Origin of the sequence: Streptomyces sp. NPDC091371 (genome assembly GCF_040684275.1) — a bacterium.
In the GTDB taxonomy this organism is placed as follows: Bacteria; Actinomycetota; Actinomycetes; order Streptomycetales; family Streptomycetaceae; genus Streptomyces.
Map to the genome: position 1 here is coordinate 470,245 of NZ_JBFBFP010000001.1, position 18,350 is coordinate 488,594.

An 18,350-nucleotide genomic window follows, 5' to 3' on the forward strand; every position below is an offset into this window, starting at 1 on the left:
TCATCCGCTGCCGCCCGTCGTTCGATCTCGTCGGAGTCCAGGAGTCCGCCGTGCGCGCCCGCAGGGCGGAGTTGTTCAGCGGGCGAGGCTGCCGACGGAGAGGGACACGATGATGGCGTGTCCTTGCGGAGAAGGAACTCCAGCGGCGGGGTTTTCGGCTCTCCTGGGGAGCCTGATCCACTACGAAGAGTGATCAGCCGATTGGTAGCTGACCGGCCTGTTCGAGCCAGCCCAGGTCTACAAGACCTCACGCGGCAACCCGCACACCGAGTGTGCGATCCACCCCATGCGGAACAACAGCGGGGCAGGGTGAATCGGCGAAGGCCCAGGTCAGATGGTGTCTGACCTGGGCCTTTTCATTCCGTGGCCCTATTCGGCGCTGTTCAGGCGCGGGCGCCCGGGTCGTACTTGGCCAAGGAGGCCTTGACCGCTTGGGCGTGCGAGCCCTGCCACCACGGGATCGTCTCGACCAGGACCGGCTTGGTGCCGGAGGCCAGGACCAGGGCCCGGCCGGGGGGCATCGCGCCCAGGTCGGAGACCTTCAGGACGCGGTCGCGGCGTACGGACTCGTTCATGGTGCGGTTGCCGGACCAGCCGTACGACTCCGATTCGCGGGACGTGGTGAACTCGCGCAGCTCGTACTCGCCGGCCAGCTCGGACAGGTCGCCGAGGAAGCGGGTGTCGGAGACGCCGCCGCCGTAGACGCGCACGTTCGCGGCCGACCAGAGCTTCTCCATGCCGCGCTCGCCCCAGACTTCGATGCCCTGGGCCCAGGACTGGAGGATCGTCATCAGGATGATGCCGCGCGAGCCGTAGTGCGAGTAGAGGTCGGGAAGGGCGCGCCAGCGGCAGACGTTCGCCGCCTCGTCCAGGACACCGACCAGCGGGCGCGACAGCCGGCCGCCGCGCTGGGTGGTGGCGTACTCCTCGGCGGCCTCGACGACCGCCACGGTCAGGGCGGTCACCAGCGGGCCCGCCGAGTCGCTGCCCTCGCGGGAGAGCGAGTAGAGGGTGGAGTCGCTACGGACGAACGTGTGGGGGTCGAACTCCGGACGGTCGTCGGTGGCGGAGAGCGGCGTTACCCACTTGTTGACCTCGGGGTTGATCAGGCAGGACGCCATCTGCTGGGCGACGCCGTAGATGCCGCTGCGCTGCTTGTCCGGGGCGGTGATCACGCCGGACAGGGAGTCGGCCGGCATCAGGTGGCCCGCGCCCCGCAGGATGCGCTCCGGGGTGTCGTCCTTCGGGTTGGCCAGCCAGGTGTAGATCTGGGTGATGGGGGCCTTGGCGGTGGCCGCCGCGAGCAGGAGGTTGGCGAGCAGGTCCTGTCCGGCCGGGTCGAAGAACGCGTCGGTGGAGGCATCGGCGTCCCGCGAGCCCGACGCGAAGTGGTCGGCCAGCTTGCGGGCCTTGGCGACGTCGGTCACGTACGACAGGGGATTCCACCACCACGCGGGCGGCTCCTGCGCCACCTGCTGCGGGTCGAAGACCCAGACCGGACCGCGTGCCTGGCGCGGGCCGCGGGTGGCGTCGACGATGTCCCGCTTGTTGGAGGTGACGAGCACCGCGCCGGGGGCGTCCAGGATCGCGGGAATGGCGCGCCGGGTCGTCTTGCCGGTACGGGGGCCCCAGATGTCGACGTGCATGTCCTCGAAGGAGCCGAACAGCGGCTGCCGTCCCCGCAGCGAACGGCCGATGAAGACGCCCGCCACGTTGGCGTCCACGCCGAGTCGTTCCGCGGTCGCGGCGGCGCCCTTCATGGTGAGCTTGCCGAGCTCCTCGCCCTGGGCGAGGTGGCGGGCCGCGGCGTCCACGTCGGGCTTGTTGCGCATGCGCTCGCGGATCCGGTACACGCCGGTCGCGGCCGCCGCGAGCAGCAGGACCTCGGCGGCCGCGACGGCGTTCGCCGCACCGTGCGGCCACGCGTAGTCGCCCTTGATCAGGGACACGCCGAAGGAGAAGGGGTTGCCCGGCGGGGCCGGCGCGTCCCCGGAGGACGCACCGAGGCGTGCGGCGAGCCAGGCACCGCAGAGGAGGGCCAGGAGCGCCCCGACGAGCAGGGCGATCTCCATCGTCCAGTCATCGCCGGAGCGTGGCTTCTTCTGTTGTGGGGCGGTCATGGTCAGGGATTTCCTTCCGCTGGAGCGGGTGTGGCACGGAAGACGAAGAGACCCTTCTCGTCCCGGAGGACTCCGTATCCGTTGCTGGTGAACTCAGGGATGTCGTCGTACGCGGAGAGGAGCGCGCCCGTGCGGGCGTTCAGCGCCTGCCTGCCGTCCGTCTCCGCGTACAGCACGCCGCCGGGCGACTGGGCCATCGGACGCAGGCTCGTGTCGTCCTTCCTGCGCCACAGCTCGCGCCCGGTCTCCGTGTCCCAGGCCACGACCCCGGTGCCGAACTGGCTGACCGCGGTCCTCCCGTCCGGGGACACGGCGGTGCGGTCCTCGTCCCGAGTGATGTCGAGGGGGGTCGACGGGCCTTCGGCCAGGCGCCGTCCGGTGGCCAGGTCGACGACGGTGATCACCGCGTCGTCGGACCCGGACGGGTTCCACAGGAGGATGCCCCTGTCACCGGTCAGCGGCCGCAGCTGGGCGGTGGCGTACGTGCCCGGCCGGTTCGCCGTCGCGACCGCCGAGGGGGGTGTCATCTCCCGCGTGGACCAGGCCGTTCTGCCGGTACGGCGGTCGGTGACCACGAGGTAGCCGCCCTTGCCGTCGTAGTCGTCCTTGACCCGGGTGGCGTAGCCGAAGCCCGGACCGACCGGCTTCTCGTACGAGTCGGCCTTCGCCACCTCGATGCCGGTGCCGCCGCCGATCGGGGCGTACGTGAGCGTCTCGCCCCCGCCGGGGTCCTGGACGAGGCCGTCCAGGACCGGACGGCGGAGGTGCGCCTCGCCCTGGACGAGGGAGCTGCCCAGCTTCTCGCCGGTCGGGCTGTACATCGTGTAGACGGCGGTGGACGGTTCCTGGGTGCCGGGCGTGCCGGCCGTGCCCGCCGACGCCGTCGGCAGGGACCGGATGAGCAGGGCCGGGGAGCCGTCCCTCCAGCGGCCGACCGCCGAAGGCAGACCGGCCGATTCGCCGGAGCCCAAGCCCGATCCCGAGCCCGAGCCGGAGTTCCCGGACGGGGCCGTGGAGGGCATGACGCTCTCGAACTCCGCGCGCTGACGGCCCGTCGCGGCATCGAGGAGCCGGGTGACGAACCGGGTGGTGCCGGCGTCGTCGCCCGCGCCGCGGCGCGGCAGTTCCTCCGTGAGCACCACGGCGTCACCCACCACGCAGCGGACCTCCGCGCCGGACACGGCCGTACTCTCCGCCGAGCCGGGGCAGTACGCCGCCCGTGGGTCCCCGCTCGTGCCGCGGGCCCACACGGACTGCCCGAGAAGCCCCGGGACCGCCTTGCCCCCGTAGACCGGGCCGCCCGCCCCCGGGCCGCCCGCCCCCGGGCCGCCCGCCGCCGGGCCGGAGGCCGAGGGCTCCGCCCGGTGCGGCGCGCTCCCGGAGCGGGTGTTCTCCGCAGGGCCCCCGCAGCCCGTGGTCAGTCCCAGCGCCAACACGGCACCGCTCGCGAGCGCGAGCGTGCTGTGCCTGCCCATCAGCACCCCTCTCCGCTACGCATGCTCGCCGCCGCCCTCGACGGGATTGGTGCCCGCCGGGATCGGCACGCGGTACACGGCGGTGATCGGGTCCTGCACGTCCCAGGTGCTGAACTCGACGTTCTTGCCGGGGCGCGGGGCGTGGAGGATCTTCTTGCCTGCCGGGTCCCACACGATTCCCACGTGTTCGGAACCCCTGTTGCTGGGGCGGAAGAAGATGATGTCGCCGGGCTGCGCCTTGCTCAGGTCGACCTTGTACGCGCGGAGCCGGTCCTCCTGCTCGTAGGTGGTCGCCCCGATGTTGATCTTGTGGCCGCTGGCCTGGTAGTAGATCCACTGCGTATAGCTGGAGCAGTCGAAGGAGACGGGATTGTCGCCCTGCAGCCGCGCCGCGCCCCAGACGTACGGCTGACCGATGCCGCGCTGCGCCCAGCGGAGCGCCGCCCGGACCACCGGGTCGTCGGCGGCCGGCAGTACGCCGGTCACGGTGCCGTCCGGAGCGACCGGGGTGCCCTTGCCGTTCTTGGCGCAGTTGGCGTACTCGGCGTCCTTGCCCTTGGTGCCGTCGCCGCCCGGGACGGTGCCGTAGTCGGGGTTGGCCGAGATCTTGCCCTGCAGCCAGTCCTCGGGGTCGATCATGCCGGGACCGTTGTCCTGGCCGGGAACGAAGGGGTTGTCGACGCCGGGGAGCCGTACTTCCCAGTGGAGGTGCGGACCGCTCGAATTGCCGGTGCTGCCGACCGTGCCGATCTGGTCGCCGCGCTTGACCGTGGCGCCCTGGGACACCATGGCGGTGGTCTGGTGCGCGTACAGGGTGACGACGCCGTTCGCGTGCTCGATGTGCGTCTCGTTGCCGTACGAGCCGCCGCTGGACACCTTGATGACCTTGCCGTCGGCCGGAGCGTAGATCGCCGTACCGGCGGACGCCCGCAGGTCAAGGCCGGTGTGGTAGCCGAGGCTCCAACTGGGCCCGTTCTCGTGGTACTTGGTGCCGACCGTGTACGTGCCCTCCTTCAGCGGCCACTGCCAGCTCTTGCCGTCCGGGGTCGGCGGCGCGGCCGGCTTGATCAGCGGACGGGAGAAGGCGACCGTCTGCAACTGGGGCACGGCCCCGGCCGCAGGCCCGGCGGCAGCCTGGGTCTGAGCCTGCCCGGTGTCGCCGCCGTAGGGCGGGGTGGACCAGGAGCGGGGCGGGGACGCCTTGATGCTCAGCGCCTCGTTCGGCTGCGCGTCGTTGCCGACCGGCGCGGGGATGTCCGACTGCTGCCCGAGGGTGGGGAAGTTCGGGTTCTTCTCGACGGTCGCCTTCAGGTGTGCGTACCAGCCCTCGATCAGGCTCTTCTCGCCAGTGAGGTTGCCGCGGTAGCGGGCCGCCTGGGTGAGGACCACGCGGGGGTAGACGGTGTTGTCCTTCTTCGAGCCGGAGTAGCCCAGCAGGGCGTCCCAGGGCTTCGTCTCGACCTTCAGCGCGTGGATGAAGTTGGCGGCGGCGAACGCCGCGTCGTCGATGTTGTAGAGGTCCTTCTTGCCGTCGTTGTTGCCGTCGTCGCCGTAGTCGTGCCAGGCGTCGTTGCCGAACTGGAGGAGTCCCATGTAGCCCGCGCTGTTCTTGCCCCCCGGCGCGGCGGACGGGTCCTGGCCGAACTTGGTCTCCTGGTACATCTGCCCGGCGATGATCGTCCAGTCGAGCCCCTCGTAGCGGGCCGCGGCCCGCATCGAGGCCAGGATCATCCGCGGAGGTATCTCGTTCCGGGCCGTATCGCTGGGCATGTAGACCTTGCCGGCCGGCATGATCGGGTTGGTGGCCGCCGCGTCGCTGGTGTTGCCCCCGCCCGCGTTCTGGGCGTAGTTACCGCAGGCCGCCTGCGCGGCGCCGCTGCCGAGGCCGCCCACCAGGGCCATGATCATGACGATGACGACGAAGCCGATCCCGCCGATCGGCAACAGGCCTCCGACGCCGAGGATCAACCACCACTTGCCGTTGCCCTTCTTCTTGCCGCCACCGCCACCACCCTGCCCTCCGGCCATTTGGGCGGCCATCTTGGCCGTCTTGGCCACCTTGGCGGCCTTCGTCGCGGCCGCCAGTACGGCAGGAGCCACCATCGAGTCTCACTCCCCCGCTTTGTCGGACGCGCCCACGTTGCCCAGGCCCTGGAGGCTGAACGTCGACACCCTCCAGACGCCGGACTGCTTACGGCAGCTCACCAGCCAGGAGTTGGTCTCCGTACGGGTCTCCTTGCCGTTCTCGGAACGGGTCGCGGTCAGCGAGACCACACTGGACACCAGGCTGCCGCCGCCGTTGACGAGGTCCTGGGCGATCATCCCGTCGCGGACGACGGTCGCCTTCCCCACGGACGAGCAGCGGGCGGCCTGGCAGTTGGCCCAGTCCTTGCCGGTGGGAAGGGCGGTCTGCCCCTTCATCTGGTCGTCGCCGACCGTCAGTTCCAGCAGGGGCTTCGCCCAGGCGGCGTTCTGATCGGTGTACTTGTACGTGCCCAGACCGCTCATGTAGGCGGCCATGGCCCGGTGGGCCTCGCCGAGTTCCTCCGCCGTGACGATGGGCGGCACGGCGTCGGCGCCCTTCGCACCGGTCTGCTGCCCCGCACCGCCATTGCCGCCGCCACCGGACGTACCGGTGCCCGTGCCCGGCGAGGAGGTCCCGGCAGCCTTGCCGTCGGATGGGTTCTTGGTGTCGTCGTCACCGTTGAAGACGGTGAGCATCACCAGGGACGCGATCAGCAGAACGCCCAGTACCGCCAGTGCAAGTGCCGCGCTTCGCTTGTTCTCGGCAGGTGACTCCACCGTCCCGGGCCTCCCTCAGTCAGGTCGCCCGGACACGGTAGGGGGAGGGACGGCGGATGGCGCAGGCCTTTTCCCCGCGAGGAAAGACGGGGAAAGGGTGAGGAAAAATCCAGGCGTTCGGGGCGGGCCGCGTGCGCGAAATCCTTGCGAAGAATCGGTGAAGGCATTCTCGGAACCCTCACCGGTCCCGCTCACGCGCCGGGCGCGTCGGGGTTGTCGTCCTCATCGGGGTCGTAGGGATCGACGGGCAGCGGCTCGAAGGGGTAGGCCGTGTGCCCGTCCTTGGGCGAACAGGCAGCGAACGGTCCCATGTCCGCATCCATCAGCACCCGCAGATGAGGATCGGCGTGGTGGAGCCACCAGGTGGACATGCCCAGGGCGGGATCGTGCCGCAGGTGCTCCCAGGCCAGCCAGAGCGCGGACAGCCGGGCGCCCGCCTCGGGGTGCTCCCACCAGCGTGGACACCAGGTGGCGGTCGAGCCGTTCACACGACGCCGCACCATCTGCGACAGGTAGTCGGAGACGAAGACGAAGACATCGGCGAAGTAGAACTCCACTTCCTCGCCGGACGCCTGCTGCGCCTCGGTGCTTGTGCTCATGGGTGAGTCCTCCGTGCGGGACTTTGGTTCGAGGTCAACGGTGCGGGTGTGGGGTGTGAGTCAGTGCCCGATGCCGACGGCCTTCGGCGCCACCTCGGCGGCCACGGGATTGCTCACGCCGTGTGTGGAGGGGCCGCGCGGGCTCGGTGGCGCGGCGGTGGGCCGGACGGTCACGCCGGGCAGGAAGGCACTTGCCCGCGCGGGCAGGTTCTGCTGTTTCAGCGGCTCGGGTGTGGTCGGCGCGTTCAACTCGTCGTAGCTGTTGGCCGAGGAGAGCCGGGAGAGCACGGACGTGTGAGCCTCCCGGAGGTTTTCGGGTACGTCGAGGGCTCCGAGCTTCGCGGCGAAGGCTTTCGGTGTGGTGTTCTGCGCGTCGTAGTCCTCCATGCGCACCTGGCAGCGCAGCGAGTCATCGGCGATCAGCGCATCCACCTCGGGTGGCAGGTGCTCGTGGCGGGGCGCGGGCAGCGGGAAGCCGACGTTCTCCTTGCCCACCTTCTCGTGCGCGAGCAGCCGCGGCAGCTCGTCCTTCCCGAGGATCGAGCCGGCCCCGATGTCGGCGCAGAAGGCGACCACCGGCCCTTCGGCCGCTTCGGCGTAGCGTCCCGAAATGGTGGCCCACACCTCCGGCGCGAGGGCATCGACGTCCGCCGCGTCCAGGGCGAAGTCGTTGACCAAGGCCTCCTTCACGGACGGCTCCCACAGCTGGTACGAGTCCAGCTGCCGCCCCGCGGGACTGTCCTCCAGCACCTGGTAGGACCGGCTCTCGCCGCACGCCTGCGCGAGGAAGCGGTGGTCCACGACCTGGGGCGCACCCTCGGGCTGGGACTTCCACGACCAGAACGCACGCGTGATGCCGCGGTCCTCGTTGGTGACGGACTGGTTCGCGGCGACGTACCGGATGAACGAGGCGAGGTCCGGGGTGGCGCGGCCCTCGGCGTACGCCGTCCGCCAGTCCGCGTAGATGCGGGCGGTCACCGCCTCCGCCTCGGCCGGGGTCCGCGGTTTGCCCGCGCGGTCCGCCTCTTGCAGGGCGATCGCCCGGGTGATCTCCTCCAGGGTCGGGGGAGCCGCGTCCGTCATCGAAGGGCTCGCAGGACTTCGACGGGCGGGTGGACCTCCAGCGAGATCGCCGACGCGCCCGGCATGTCCGCGGCCCAGGTGGGGAACGCGATGGACTGGCTGAGCACGACGAACGGTTCGGCCGGACCACTACCCGTACCGCTAACCGCACCGGCCCAGTAGACGAACCGGTACGGGCGGCGGGTCTTCATCCGGAACTCCCGGTCGGGCCAGTAGCCGGGGGCGGGGGGCTCCGGGAAGTCCTCGGCGTCCCACGAGCCGGTCCACGCGGGCGCGCCCAGGACCGAGGTGGCCTCCGTGAGGTACTCCGGCCAGGTCCGCGCGGCCAGGTCCAGCACGGCGGGGTTCTCCTGCGCGGCACCGGCCCTCACCTGCCACCCGTAGTGGGACAGGCTCTCGACGGGGTTCCAGAAGCCGCCGGACTCGAAGGTCAGCCGGCCGCCCGTAGGCGTCCGCACGACCAGGTTGCGCTCGACGGTCTGCGGCTCCCAGCCGTACCTCGCGCACCACGCGCGGAACTCGGGAGACCCGCCCTGCGGCGGGCCGGCCCACACCGAGGCCCAGTCCACCGCCTGGAGGCCCTCCAGTTCGATGGCGAGGTCCTGGGCGGTGCGGCCGGTCGTCTCGGTCAGCATCCTCTTCAGCTCCTTGCTTGGTGCGGGTGTGCGCGTGCGCATGGTGGCAGACCTGACGGTCAGTGCTCGATCCCGGCGGCCTTCGGCGCTATCTGTGGGGCGGCCGGGGGGATCGCTCCGTGGCCGGCGGGGCCACTGCGGGCCGCGGGGACGATGCCGTGGCTCACGTTTACGCCCGGCAGGAAGGAATTGGTCCGTACGCTCGGCCGCTTCGCCTCGGGGGCCTCTTGACCCAGCATCTCCTTGTAGCTGGTGGCCATCGACAGCCGGTCCACGATGCGCTCGTGGGTCTCCTTCTGCTCCTCGGGGACGTCGATGGCGTTCAGCTTCACGGCGAATGCCTCAGGGGACTTCTCTTCGGCGTAGTCCTCCATGACCAGTTGGCTGCGGACAGAGGGGTTCGCGATGAACGCGTCGATGTCTGCCGGTATGTGCTCATGCCGGGGCAGCGGAACGGGGAACTTCACACCGTCCTTGCCGACGTTCTCGTTCTGGAGCAGGAGCGGCATCTCGTCCCGACCCAGCACCGAACGCTCTGCGCTGATGTCGGGTACGAAGGCGACAACCTTGGTTTCGGCTGCGTTGGCAAAGTGCCTCGACAGGGTGTCCCAGGCTTCGCCGTGAGTGGTGGCGAGCTTTTCATCGTCGAACGCGAAGTGGCGTTCCAGGGCATCGACCACGAGGGGATTGCCGAGGTGGTACGAGTTCAGCTGGTGTCCGGCAGGGGTGTCCTCCAGTACCTGGAGGTTGCGCGACTCTCCACAGGCCCTGGCCAGGAAGCGGTGTGGCACCGGCCTGTCGGCGCCTTCGGGCTGGGACTCATGAGACCAGAAGGCGCGCACAGGTCCCCGGTCCTCGTTGGTGACCGAGCCTGTCTCCGCCAGATTCGCGATGAAGTCCAGAAGCTTGGGAGCGGGCTCGCCGGACGGCACCGTTGCTTGGCAGTCTTGGTAGATCCGCTCCGCCAGTGCCCGTGCCGAAGCCGGGTCGTCCGGTATCGACGCGAGGTGCTCGTCCCACAGTTCGAAGGCTCTCGCTATCTCTTGTGGGGTGGGAGGAGCGTCGGGGGTCACCGTCGCCTCCTCGAACCTTCAGGGGCGTGCACTTTGAGAACGATCACCGAAGCGCCTGGTGCGTCGGAGGACCAAGCCTGGAAGGAGATTGCCTGGTCCAACACGAGCAAGGCCTGCCCGGGGTGCTCACCCAGCGGTGCCCAGAAGGCCATTCGGTAGGGATCGCGGGTCTCCAGCCGGAAGTCACGGTTCCCCCAGAACGCCCGTTCCGGGGGCTCGGGGAAGTCCTCCGCATCCCAGGCGCCGGTCCATTGCGCAGGGCCCAGCACGCCCTCGGCCGCCTCCAGGAACTGCTGCCAGGCCTGGGCGGCCCCGTCTACGACCGCCGCGTTGTCAGAGGGGTCGGTCGCGGCCAGACGAGAGGCCCTGTAGGTCAGACGATTGACCGGGTGCCAGAGATCGCTCGACTCGAAGGTCAACCTACCGCCGCTGCGGGTGCGCACGACCAGGTTGCGGTCGCCCGGCTGCGGCTCCCAACCGTAGCGGTCACACCACTTGTAGAACGCCGAGGACCCACCCTGCGGCGGCCCCTCCCACACCGAGGCCCAGTCCACCCCGCGCAGGCCCTCCAGTTCGGCGGCCAGGTCCTGGGGCGTGCGGCCCGTCGTTTCCGTCAGCATTTCTTGCTCCTTGCTCGGTACATGAGTGCGGGTTTCCGCATCGTGGCAGACCTGGCGCTCAGGTCTCGATCCCGGCGGGCTTCGGGGCGATGTGCGGGGCCACCGCCGGCTCGATCGCCCCGTGGCTGGTGAGGCCGCTGCGGGACGCGGGGATGATGCCGTGGCTCACGTTCACGCCGGGCAGGAAGGAATTGGTGCGCACACGCTGCCGCTTCGCCTCGGGGGCCGCCGGGTTCAGGTCCTTGTAGCTGTCGGCTGTCGACAGCCGGTCCACGATGCGCCCGTGCACCTCCTTCTGGTCCTCGGGGACGTCGATGGCGTGCAGCTTCATCGCGAATTCCTCGGGGGACTGCTCGGGGTCGTAGTCCCCCATGAGCAGCTGGCAGCGAATGGGGTCGTTGGCGATGAACGCATCGATGTCCGGGGGCAAGTGCTCATGCTGGGGCATCGGAACTGTGAATCTGACGTTCTCCTTGCCGACTTTGGCACTCTGGAGGAGCTTCGGCATCTCGGTCTTGCCGAGTACCGAGTCCTCGGTGATGTCGGCAGCGAAGGCGATGACCAATCCCTCAGTCGCCTCGGCATATCGGTCCGAGAGCGTGTCCCAGGCCTCGCCGTGGGCGATGCCCAGTTTGTCGGCGTTGACGCCGTAGTGCTCGACGAGGGCGTCCACCACGTTCGGATTGCCGAGGAAGTAGGAATTCAGCTGGTTTCCCGCCGGAGTGTCCTCCAGCACTTGGAGGCCGCGTGACTCTCCATATGCCCGCGCCAGAAATCGGTGCGGTATCTCTCTGTCCGCTCCCTCGGGCTGGGACTTGAAGGACCAGAAGGCGCGATGGGGGCCACGGTCCTTATTGGTGACGGATTCCTCCTTGGAGAGATGCTCGATGAACCCCAGTAAATCCGGTACGTCCTTCCCGGGTTGAGCCGACAGGCAGTCACGGTAGAACCTGGCCGCCAACTCACGTCCGGCGGCCTCGTTGGCAGGCTCCGCCTCAGCGTGCTCCTGCTCGAAAGCGATCGCCCTGGCTATCTCATCAGGGGTGGGCGGAGCTTCGGGTCTCACGGACGCCTCCGCGAGCCCTCAGGGGCGTGCACGGACAGCCGGATCTGAGAGGTGCCCGGTGCGTCGGCGGTCCAGGCCGTGAAGGAAACGGACTGCCTCAGGATGGTGAATGCCTGGCCGGGGTGTTCGCCCACAGGCTCCCAGTAAGCCATCCGATAGGGGGTGCGCGTCTCGGTGCGGTAGGCCCGGTCAGGCCAGAAGTCCTGCTCCGGCGGCTCCGGGAAGTCCGGTGCGTCCCAGCTGCCGTTCCAGGCCGCCGGCCCCAGCACACTCTCGGCCGACCTCAGGAACTCGGACCACACCTCGGCCGCGTGGGCCAGCAGACCGGGGTTCTCGGCTGCCTCAGTGGCTTCGACGCGCCATGCCCAGTGGGTCAGCCGGAAGACCGGGTCCCAGTTGCCGTTCGCTTCGAACGTCCACCTGCCGCCGGCGCGGCTGTGCACCACCAGGTTGCGATCGGCCGTCTGCGGCTCCCAGCCGTAGCGCTCGCACCACTTGCGGCACTCCGACGAGCCGCCCTGCGGTGGACCTGCCCACACCGAGGCCCAGTCGACCGCCCGGAGACCCTCCAGTTCGGCGGCGAGGTCCTGGGCGGTACGGCCAGTCGTCTCGGTCAGCATCCTCTTCGGCTCCTTGCTCGGTACATGTGTGGGCATCGTGGCAGACGCGCGGTCAGTGCTCGATCCCGGTCTGCTTGGGCGCGATTTCCGCAGCCACCGGATTGATCACACCGTGGCCGGTGGGGCCGCGGGGTGCCGCGGGGACGACGCCACGGCCGACCGCCACGCCGGGCAGGAAGGCCTTGGCCTGGGCGGACAAGCCCTTCGGCTTCGGCTCGGGGGCCGGGGCGTTCAGCTCCTTGTAGCTGTTGGCCGCCTCCAGCCGGTCCAGGACCTCCTTGTGCGCCGCCTTCTGATCCTCGGGTACGTCGATGGAGGCCAGCCTCTGGGCGCAGTCACCGGGGGACTTCTCGGGGTCATAGTCCCCCTTGAACAGCTGGCAGCGGACCGGGTTGTTGGAGATGAACGCATCGATGTCCGGAGGCAGGTGCTCATGGCGGGGAAGGGGCGTGGCGAACTTGACGCCTTCCTTGCCGACCTCGGAGTTCTGGAGCAGCGCCGGCATCTCGGTGGCTCCGAGTACGGAGCCCTTGGTGATATCAGCGGCGAAGGGGATCGCCAGGCCTTCGGTCGCCTTGGCAAAGCGGTCCGAGAGCGTGTCCCACGCCTGACCGTGGGCGGCGTCCAGTTCGGCCGCATCGAAGTCAAAGTGCTGGGCTAGGGATAGCATCACTGCTTGATTGCCGAGGCAGTACGAATTCAGCTGATATCCCGCTGGGGTGTCCTCCAGTACTTGGAGGCCGCGGGACTCTCCGCACGCCCGCGCCAGAAAGCGGTTGGGTACGGCTCTGCTTTCACCTTCAAGTTCGGACTTATAGGACCAGAACGCACGGTGAGGGCCCCGGTCCTCATTGGTGACCGACTCGCTCTGCGCGAGATTCTCGATGAACTGCAGAAGACCGGGCGGGTCCTTGTCCTGCCCGTGTTTCGCCAGATAGTCCTGGTAGATCCTGCCCGCCAGTGCGGCGCCGGCTTGCTTGGTGCCAGGCTCAGCGTCGGCCTGTGCCTGCTCCAAGACAAAGGCCCGGGCTATTTCTTCAGGTGTCGGAGGAGCATCGGCTCTCACAGACGCCTCCGCGAGCCCTCAGGAGCGTGCACGGTCAGATTGATCCGTGAGCCGCCCGGTGTGTCGGTGGTCCAGGCCGCAAACGACACCGACTGCACCATCAGGATCATGGCCTGGCCGGGGTGTTCGCCGATCGGCTTCCAGTACGCCATTCGGTAGGGGGTACGGGTCTCAAGGCGGTAGGCGCGGTCCTCCCAGAACGTCGGCTCCGGGGGGTCCGGAAAGTCCGGTGCGTCCCAGGGGCCGTTCCATGCCGCGGGTCCCAGCACGCGTTCGGCTGCCCTCACGAACTCCGGCCACTCTTCCGCCGCGTGGGCCAGCAGGTCAGGGTTCTCCGATGCCTCGTCGGCCTTGAGGTGCCATGCCCAGTGGGTCAGGCAGTAGACCGGATCCCAGTTGCCGTTCGACTCGAAGGTCCACCTGCCCCCCGCGCGGCTGTGCACCACGAGGTTGCGGTCGGCGTTCTGCGGCTCCCAGCCATACCTCGCGCACCACTTGCGGCACTCCGACGACCCGCCCTGCGGTGGACCTGCCCACACCGAGGCCCAGTCCACGGCCCGGAGCCCCTCCAGTTCGGCGGCGAGGTCCTGGGCGGTACGGCCAGTCGTCTCGGTCAGCATCCTCTTCGGCTCCTTGCTCGGTACATGAGTGCGCGTTTCCGCATCGTGGCAGACCTGGCGCTCAGGTCTCGATCCCGGCGGGCTTCGGGGCGATGTGCGGGGCCACCGTCGGCTCGATCGCCCCGTGGCTGGTGAGGCCGCTGCGGGGCGCCGGGATGATGCCGTGGCTCACGTTCACGCCGGGCAGGAAGGAATTGGTGCGCACACTCTGCCGCTTCGCCTCGGGGGCCGCCGGGTTCAGGTCCTTGTAGCTGTCGGCTGTCGACAGCCGGTCCACGATGCGCCCGTGCGCCTCCTTCTGGTCCTCGGGGACGTCGATGGCGTGCAGCTTCATCGCGAATTCCTCGGGGGACTGCTCGGGGTCGTTGCAGTCCTCCAGGCGTAGTTGGCAACGGACGGGGTCGTTGGCCATGAACGTATTCATCTCGGCGGGTAGGTTCGGGTTCACGGGCAGCGGTGTCGCGAACTTGATCCCCTCCTTGCCGACCTTGGAATTCGCGAGCAGTTCCGGGACCTCGATCCTGCCGAGTACCGAGCCCTTCGTGATGTCGGCGGCGAAGCCGACCGCCATGCCTTCGGTCTCCTGGGCGTACCGCTTTGACAGGGTGTCCCAGGCGTCTCCGTGGACGGCGTCCAGTTCGGCTTCGTCGAAGTCGAAGTGCGCGCTGAGGGCAGTCACGACGTTGTCGTTGCCGAGGCAGTACGAATTCAGCTGGTGGCCCGCCGGAGTGTCCTCCAGCACCTGGAGGTTGCGCGACTCTCCGCACGCCTTTGCCAGAAAGCGGTTGGGCACTGGCTTGTCCGTGCCCTCGAGCTCGGACACATAGGACCAGAACGCACGGTCGGGGCCCCGGTCCGCATTGGTGACCGAGCGCTCTCCTGCAAGATTCTCGATGAACGCCAGAAGCCCCGGCCCCTCGGTGTTCGGTTCGACCGTTGCGAGATAGTCCTGGTAGATCTTGTCCGCCAGCTTGGCGCCCTCCTGCGGGGTCCCGGGTTCCGAGTCGGCCTGGGCCTGCTGAAGGACGAAGGCCCGGGCTATTTCCTCAGGCGTAGGGGGCGCATCGGGCCTCACAGGTGTCTCCGTGAGCCCTCAGGGGCGTGGACGGTCAGCTTGATCCGTGAGCCGCCCGGTGTGGTGGTGGTCCAAGCCCCGAACGAAACAGACTGCGTCAGCACGATCAGTGCCTGGCCCGGGTGTTCGCCGATCGGCTTCCAGTACGCCATCCGGTAGGGGGTGCGGGTCTCGTGGCGGTAGTCGTGGTCCTCCCAGAACGCGGGCTCCGGCGGTTCCGGGAAGTCCGGTGCGTCCCAGGGCCCGTTCCAGGCCGCCGGCCCCAGCACGCTCTCGGCTGCCTTGACGAACGCGGGCCACTCGTCGGCGGCGTGGGTCAGAAGGCCGGGATTCTCCGACGCGTCGTCGGCCTTGAGGTGCCAAGCCCAGTGGGTCACGCGATAGATCGGATTCCAGTTGCCGTTCGACGCGAAGGTCAACCTGCCTCCGGCGCGACTGTGCACGACGAGATTGCGCTCGACCGTCTGCGCCTCCCAGCCGTAGCGTTCGCACCACTCGCGGCACTGCACCGACCCGCCCTGCGGCGGCCCCTCCCACACCGAGGCCCAGTCCACCCCGCGCAGGCCCTCCAGTTCGGCGGCCAGGTCCTGGGCCGTGCGGCCCGATGTCTCCGTCAGCATCGTCTCAAGCTCCTTGCTCGGTGTACGTCTGGGCATCGTGACATGCCGTCAGGACAGAATGATCCCGAGTATCAGCAGGCCGATGACCACCGCGCCCATGATGAAGCGGACATTCTGGTCCCCCTTCTCCCAGAGGTCGTGGACCACGGCCCAGCCGGTCACGCGGGCGGCGCGGCCGTCGTGGAGGCTCGTGCCCTGGGCCGACTCCTGGCCGTCGTCCAGGTCTTCCGCCGCGTCGTCGCCGTCGGGGTCCGGCACCCCGATCGTTCCCTGCTGGGCCTGCGCCACCATGACCAAGCCCTCGAGGAGCTCCGGCATCGTGTGCGGGGTGAGGGGGTAGGCGACGGTGCCGTGCGGGGTGCTCAGGCAGAGCTTCGACTGCCAGGGGTTGCCGGGCTCATAGCCGTCGATCCAGGCGTGCTGGGCCTCGGCCACGGGGGTGGGCACCGTGTTGGCGGGCGCCTCGGGGAGGGCGTTCTGGTCGCTCAACTCTCGTCCTTCGCAGGGTCGGGGGCGGCTTGGCGCCCGGCACCCGGGCACGACCGTTCATTGTGGCGGAGCGCAGGGTGGCACGGCCTGCTCCGGGGGCCAGGGACTCCCGTCCAGGGATTCCTCGTTCTTTCCCCGGTTTTCCTCGTTCTTTCCCGGTGGGGAAAAGGGGAGAGGCGTTGTCGTCTTCGTTTGCCACACTGCCGTTCCGCACCTGGCATCACCAGGGGCCGCCGGCCGGCCGGCGGGCGGAGGGGGATCACACGCGTGGGAGAGACGGACTCGATGACGGACCACAACAGCTCTGCTGGCGGGGTCGGCGGGGGCCAGCCTTCCGGGCAGGGAGGGCAGTTCGGCCCCGCGGGGCACGCCGACTCGCAGCATGCGCAGGCGCATGCGCAGCATTCTCAGCAGACTCCGCAGTCCCAGCAGCAGGTGTCCGCTCCCTACGGCTATCAGGACGGCCACCCCGCGCCGCCGCAGCAGTCCTCGGACGCCGCGCGCGCGCAGGTGGCCGCGGCCTGGGTGCGCACCGCTCGGCCCGGCAACGTACCGCCCGCCGAAGCCGCCGTGCCGGTCCTGCCGCCGCGGGTGAACCAGCCGGCCGGCGGGTCGAAGAAGGACCAGCGCAAGGCGGCCCAGGAAGCCAAGCGGGCCGAACGCAAGGCCGCGTACGAGCAGAAGAAGGCCGAGCGTGACGGCCGCAAGCAGGGCCGTGGCAGTCAGGCCCCCGCCCCGGCGCCCGCGCCCATTCCGGGGCCCGCGCCCATTCCGGCGCAGACGGCGGCCGGCGCGCCCGCGAGCGGCCGGCCCGCACCCCGGACCGGGGCACCCGCCCGTGCCGGGGCCGCCGCAGGAGCGGGATTCGACGTGCCGCGCCCCGGCGGGCGGCTGCCTGCCCAGGGCCGGAGTACCCATGTGGCCCTCCGCGCGACGCTGCTGATCACCACGTGCGTGTTCGCTCTGGGTTCCTGCGGTGTCGCGGGCCTGGTCATCGGCAAGTCGTCCGTCGCGGTGCAGAGCGCCGACCTGAACGACAAAGAGGTGGCCCGGTACCGGCTGACGGAGTTCCCGACCCAGGCCGCCGCGACCTTCGCGGAGGAGTACGTCACGCTCTGCATGACGTACTCGCCGCAGACCGCCGACAAGCGCCGCAACGCCCTGACCCGCTACACCTCCGCCGGCGTGGACCGCGACTGCGGCATCACCGGCCAGGGCACCCAGAGCGTCCGCCAGGCCAACTGGGACGGGACCATCGAGGAACTCCCCGAGTACGGGGCCAACGGCCGCTACCTGGGCATCCAGGTCAAGCTGTCGACCGGCCGCATCACCACCCTCTCCGTACCGGTGTACGTGAAGGACCCGGCCACCGGTACGGGCCTGCGCATCGCCGGCGACGTCGGTGAGATGCCGCTCGCCTCGCGCGGCAGCGTGCCGACGGTGAAGAGGGACGACGAGGAAGTCGACCAGACGCTCTCCAACCAGCTCAAGGAGAAGGTCCTGCCCGGCTACTTCAAGGCCTGGGCTGCTTCCGACACGACCGGCCTCACCCGCTTCACGAGCACCGACGCGTCACAGTCGGCGACGACGGGCCTGGCCGGTGCGCTGGCCTCGCCCGAGGTCCAGGAGGTCGTGGCGATCGCCCCGGCCGGTACCGAGCCCAACGCCACCATCACCTACGGACAGGGCCAGACGGTCCAGGCGCGGGTGACGGTCGTCTGGGGCGGCAGTGCCGCCCCCGCGAAGGGCACGCCGGCCCCCACGACCACCGTGAAGCGCTCCTACCGCCTGACGGTGGTGAACACCGCCCAGGGCTGGTTCATCAAGGACATCCGCGGCGGGGTCCTCGACCCGACGGGCGGCAGCGCCGACGCCGGCGCGACGGCGCCCGCCGCCCCGGAGGAGAACCCTCCGGCTGTCGGCGACGGCACGGCGCCCGCCCCATCCGGCGCGCCCGCTGCCTCCGGCGCGCCCAAGACTCCCTGACCGCGCCCCACCGACGCATCCCCCCACGCCGCTCCCGCACACCTCAGTGAAAGGACAACGCCATGTACCTGGCAGCCACCACTCTCAAGGACATGTTCGGAGAGATCCAGTCGATCCTCACGGGCATCGGCACCACCGTGGCGATCTGCGCCCTGCTGATCCTCGGCATCCGGATGCTGCTCTCGATGAAGCGCGGCGACGGCATGCGCGAGGCCTTCCAGGGCTTCGGCATCATCGCGCTCGCCGCCCTGATCATCGGCGGCGCGACCGGTCTCGCCGGTCTGCTCATCTCCCTCGGCGGCCAGATCGGTGGCGGCGGCGGCAAGAGCTGAGCCCGGGAGCGGCCGGCACTTCCGTCCGGCCCGCACCCGTGACTCGCGGCCCGCAACCACGTCAGAGAG

Annotated in this window: 18 protein-coding genes; 2 read left to right on the top strand and 16 right to left on the bottom strand. The window is 69.8% G+C overall.

What is annotated here, in order from left to right; genetic code table 11:
* Nucleotides 1-383: 383 nt before the first annotated feature.
* From AB0O21_RS02345 to AB0O21_RS02420, 16 genes are all read right to left on the bottom strand, one after another.
* A complete protein-coding gene (locus AB0O21_RS02345) occupies nucleotides 384-2,120 on the bottom strand; it encodes a TraM recognition domain-containing protein (RefSeq protein ID WP_365165140.1) in 1,737 nt (578 codons plus the stop codon).
* A gap of 2 nt (nucleotides 2,121-2,122) precedes the next feature.
* On the bottom strand, nucleotides 2,123-3,595 hold the full coding sequence (locus AB0O21_RS02350) for a PQQ-binding-like beta-propeller repeat protein (RefSeq protein WP_365165142.1): 1,473 nt from the start codon (nucleotides 3,593-3,595) through the stop codon (nucleotides 2,123-2,125).
* A gap of 15 nt (nucleotides 3,596-3,610) precedes the next feature.
* Nucleotides 3,611-5,698 (bottom strand): peptidoglycan DD-metalloendopeptidase family protein, encoded by a 2,088-nt coding sequence (locus tag AB0O21_RS02355; protein ID WP_365165144.1) that lies wholly within the window; start codon nucleotides 5,696-5,698, stop codon nucleotides 3,611-3,613.
* 6 nt (nucleotides 5,699-5,704) lie between these two features.
* On the bottom strand, nucleotides 5,705-6,397 hold the full coding sequence (locus AB0O21_RS02360; protein ID WP_365165146.1) for a hypothetical protein: 693 nt from the start codon (nucleotides 6,395-6,397) through the stop codon (nucleotides 5,705-5,707).
* 191 nt (nucleotides 6,398-6,588) lie between these two features.
* Nucleotides 6,589-6,996 carry a DUF4913 domain-containing protein gene (locus AB0O21_RS02365; RefSeq protein WP_365165148.1) on the bottom strand — a complete coding sequence of 136 codons (408 nt, stop codon included), beginning with the start codon at nucleotides 6,994-6,996 and terminating at the stop codon, nucleotides 6,589-6,591.
* Nucleotides 6,997-7,056: 60 nt separating this feature from the next.
* Nucleotides 7,057-8,079 (bottom strand): hypothetical protein, encoded by a 1,023-nt coding sequence (locus AB0O21_RS02370; RefSeq protein ID WP_365165151.1) that lies wholly within the window; start codon nucleotides 8,077-8,079, stop codon nucleotides 7,057-7,059.
* A complete protein-coding gene (locus tag AB0O21_RS02375) occupies nucleotides 8,076-8,714 on the bottom strand; it encodes a hypothetical protein (RefSeq protein ID WP_365165154.1) in 639 nt (212 codons plus the stop codon). Before AB0O21_RS02375 ends, AB0O21_RS02370 begins: the two co-directional genes overlap by 4 nt.
* 59 nt (nucleotides 8,715-8,773) lie before the next feature.
* Nucleotides 8,774-9,787, bottom strand: coding sequence for a hypothetical protein (locus AB0O21_RS02380; protein ID WP_365165156.1), 1,014 nt, complete (start codon nucleotides 9,785-9,787; stop codon nucleotides 8,774-8,776).
* The gene (locus tag AB0O21_RS02385) at nucleotides 9,784-10,407 is read right to left on the bottom strand and encodes a hypothetical protein (RefSeq protein WP_365165159.1); all 624 of its coding nucleotides are present in this window, start codon (nucleotides 10,405-10,407) and stop codon (nucleotides 9,784-9,786) included. Before AB0O21_RS02385 ends, AB0O21_RS02380 begins: the two co-directional genes overlap by 4 nt.
* Before the next feature lie 58 nt (nucleotides 10,408-10,465).
* Nucleotides 10,466-11,473, bottom strand: coding sequence for a hypothetical protein (locus AB0O21_RS02390; RefSeq protein WP_365165161.1), 1,008 nt, complete (start codon nucleotides 11,471-11,473; stop codon nucleotides 10,466-10,468).
* A complete protein-coding gene (locus AB0O21_RS02395) occupies nucleotides 11,470-12,093 on the bottom strand; it encodes a hypothetical protein (protein ID WP_365165163.1) in 624 nt (207 codons plus the stop codon). The genes AB0O21_RS02390 and AB0O21_RS02395 overlap by 4 nt, the downstream gene beginning before the upstream one ends.
* A gap of 52 nt (nucleotides 12,094-12,145) precedes the next feature.
* Complete coding sequence (locus AB0O21_RS02400) at nucleotides 12,146-13,108, bottom strand: hypothetical protein (RefSeq protein ID WP_365165165.1); 963 nt, start codon at nucleotides 13,106-13,108, stop codon at nucleotides 12,146-12,148.
* Between the two features lie 47 nt (nucleotides 13,109-13,155).
* Nucleotides 13,156-13,779, bottom strand: coding sequence for a hypothetical protein (locus AB0O21_RS02405; protein ID WP_365165168.1), 624 nt, complete (start codon nucleotides 13,777-13,779; stop codon nucleotides 13,156-13,158).
* A 61-nt stretch (nucleotides 13,780-13,840) separates the two neighbouring features.
* Nucleotides 13,841-14,854 (bottom strand): hypothetical protein, encoded by a 1,014-nt coding sequence (locus tag AB0O21_RS02410; RefSeq protein WP_365165171.1) that lies wholly within the window; start codon nucleotides 14,852-14,854, stop codon nucleotides 13,841-13,843.
* Nucleotides 14,851-15,474: a hypothetical protein gene (locus AB0O21_RS02415; protein ID WP_365165173.1), complete on the bottom strand. Its 624-nt coding sequence runs from the start codon at nucleotides 15,472-15,474 to the stop codon at nucleotides 14,851-14,853. Before AB0O21_RS02415 ends, AB0O21_RS02410 begins: the two co-directional genes overlap by 4 nt.
* A 48-nt stretch (nucleotides 15,475-15,522) precedes the next feature.
* Entirely contained in the window at nucleotides 15,523-15,963 is a 441-nt protein-coding gene (locus AB0O21_RS02420) for a hypothetical protein (protein WP_365165175.1), read from the bottom strand.
* A 267-nt stretch (nucleotides 15,964-16,230) separates the two neighbouring features.
* Here AB0O21_RS02420 and AB0O21_RS02425 point away from each other — a divergent pair, with 267 nt between their 5' ends.
* Together AB0O21_RS02425 and AB0O21_RS02430 are read left to right on the top strand one after the other, a co-directional pair.
* Complete coding sequence (locus tag AB0O21_RS02425; RefSeq protein ID WP_365165178.1) at nucleotides 16,231-17,949, top strand: conjugal transfer protein; 1,719 nt, start codon at nucleotides 16,231-16,233, stop codon at nucleotides 17,947-17,949.
* 62 nt (nucleotides 17,950-18,011) lie between these two features.
* On the top strand, nucleotides 18,012-18,281 hold the full coding sequence (locus tag AB0O21_RS02430; RefSeq protein WP_365165180.1) for a hypothetical protein: 270 nt from the start codon (nucleotides 18,012-18,014) through the stop codon (nucleotides 18,279-18,281).
* Nucleotides 18,282-18,350: the final 69 nt, after the last annotated feature.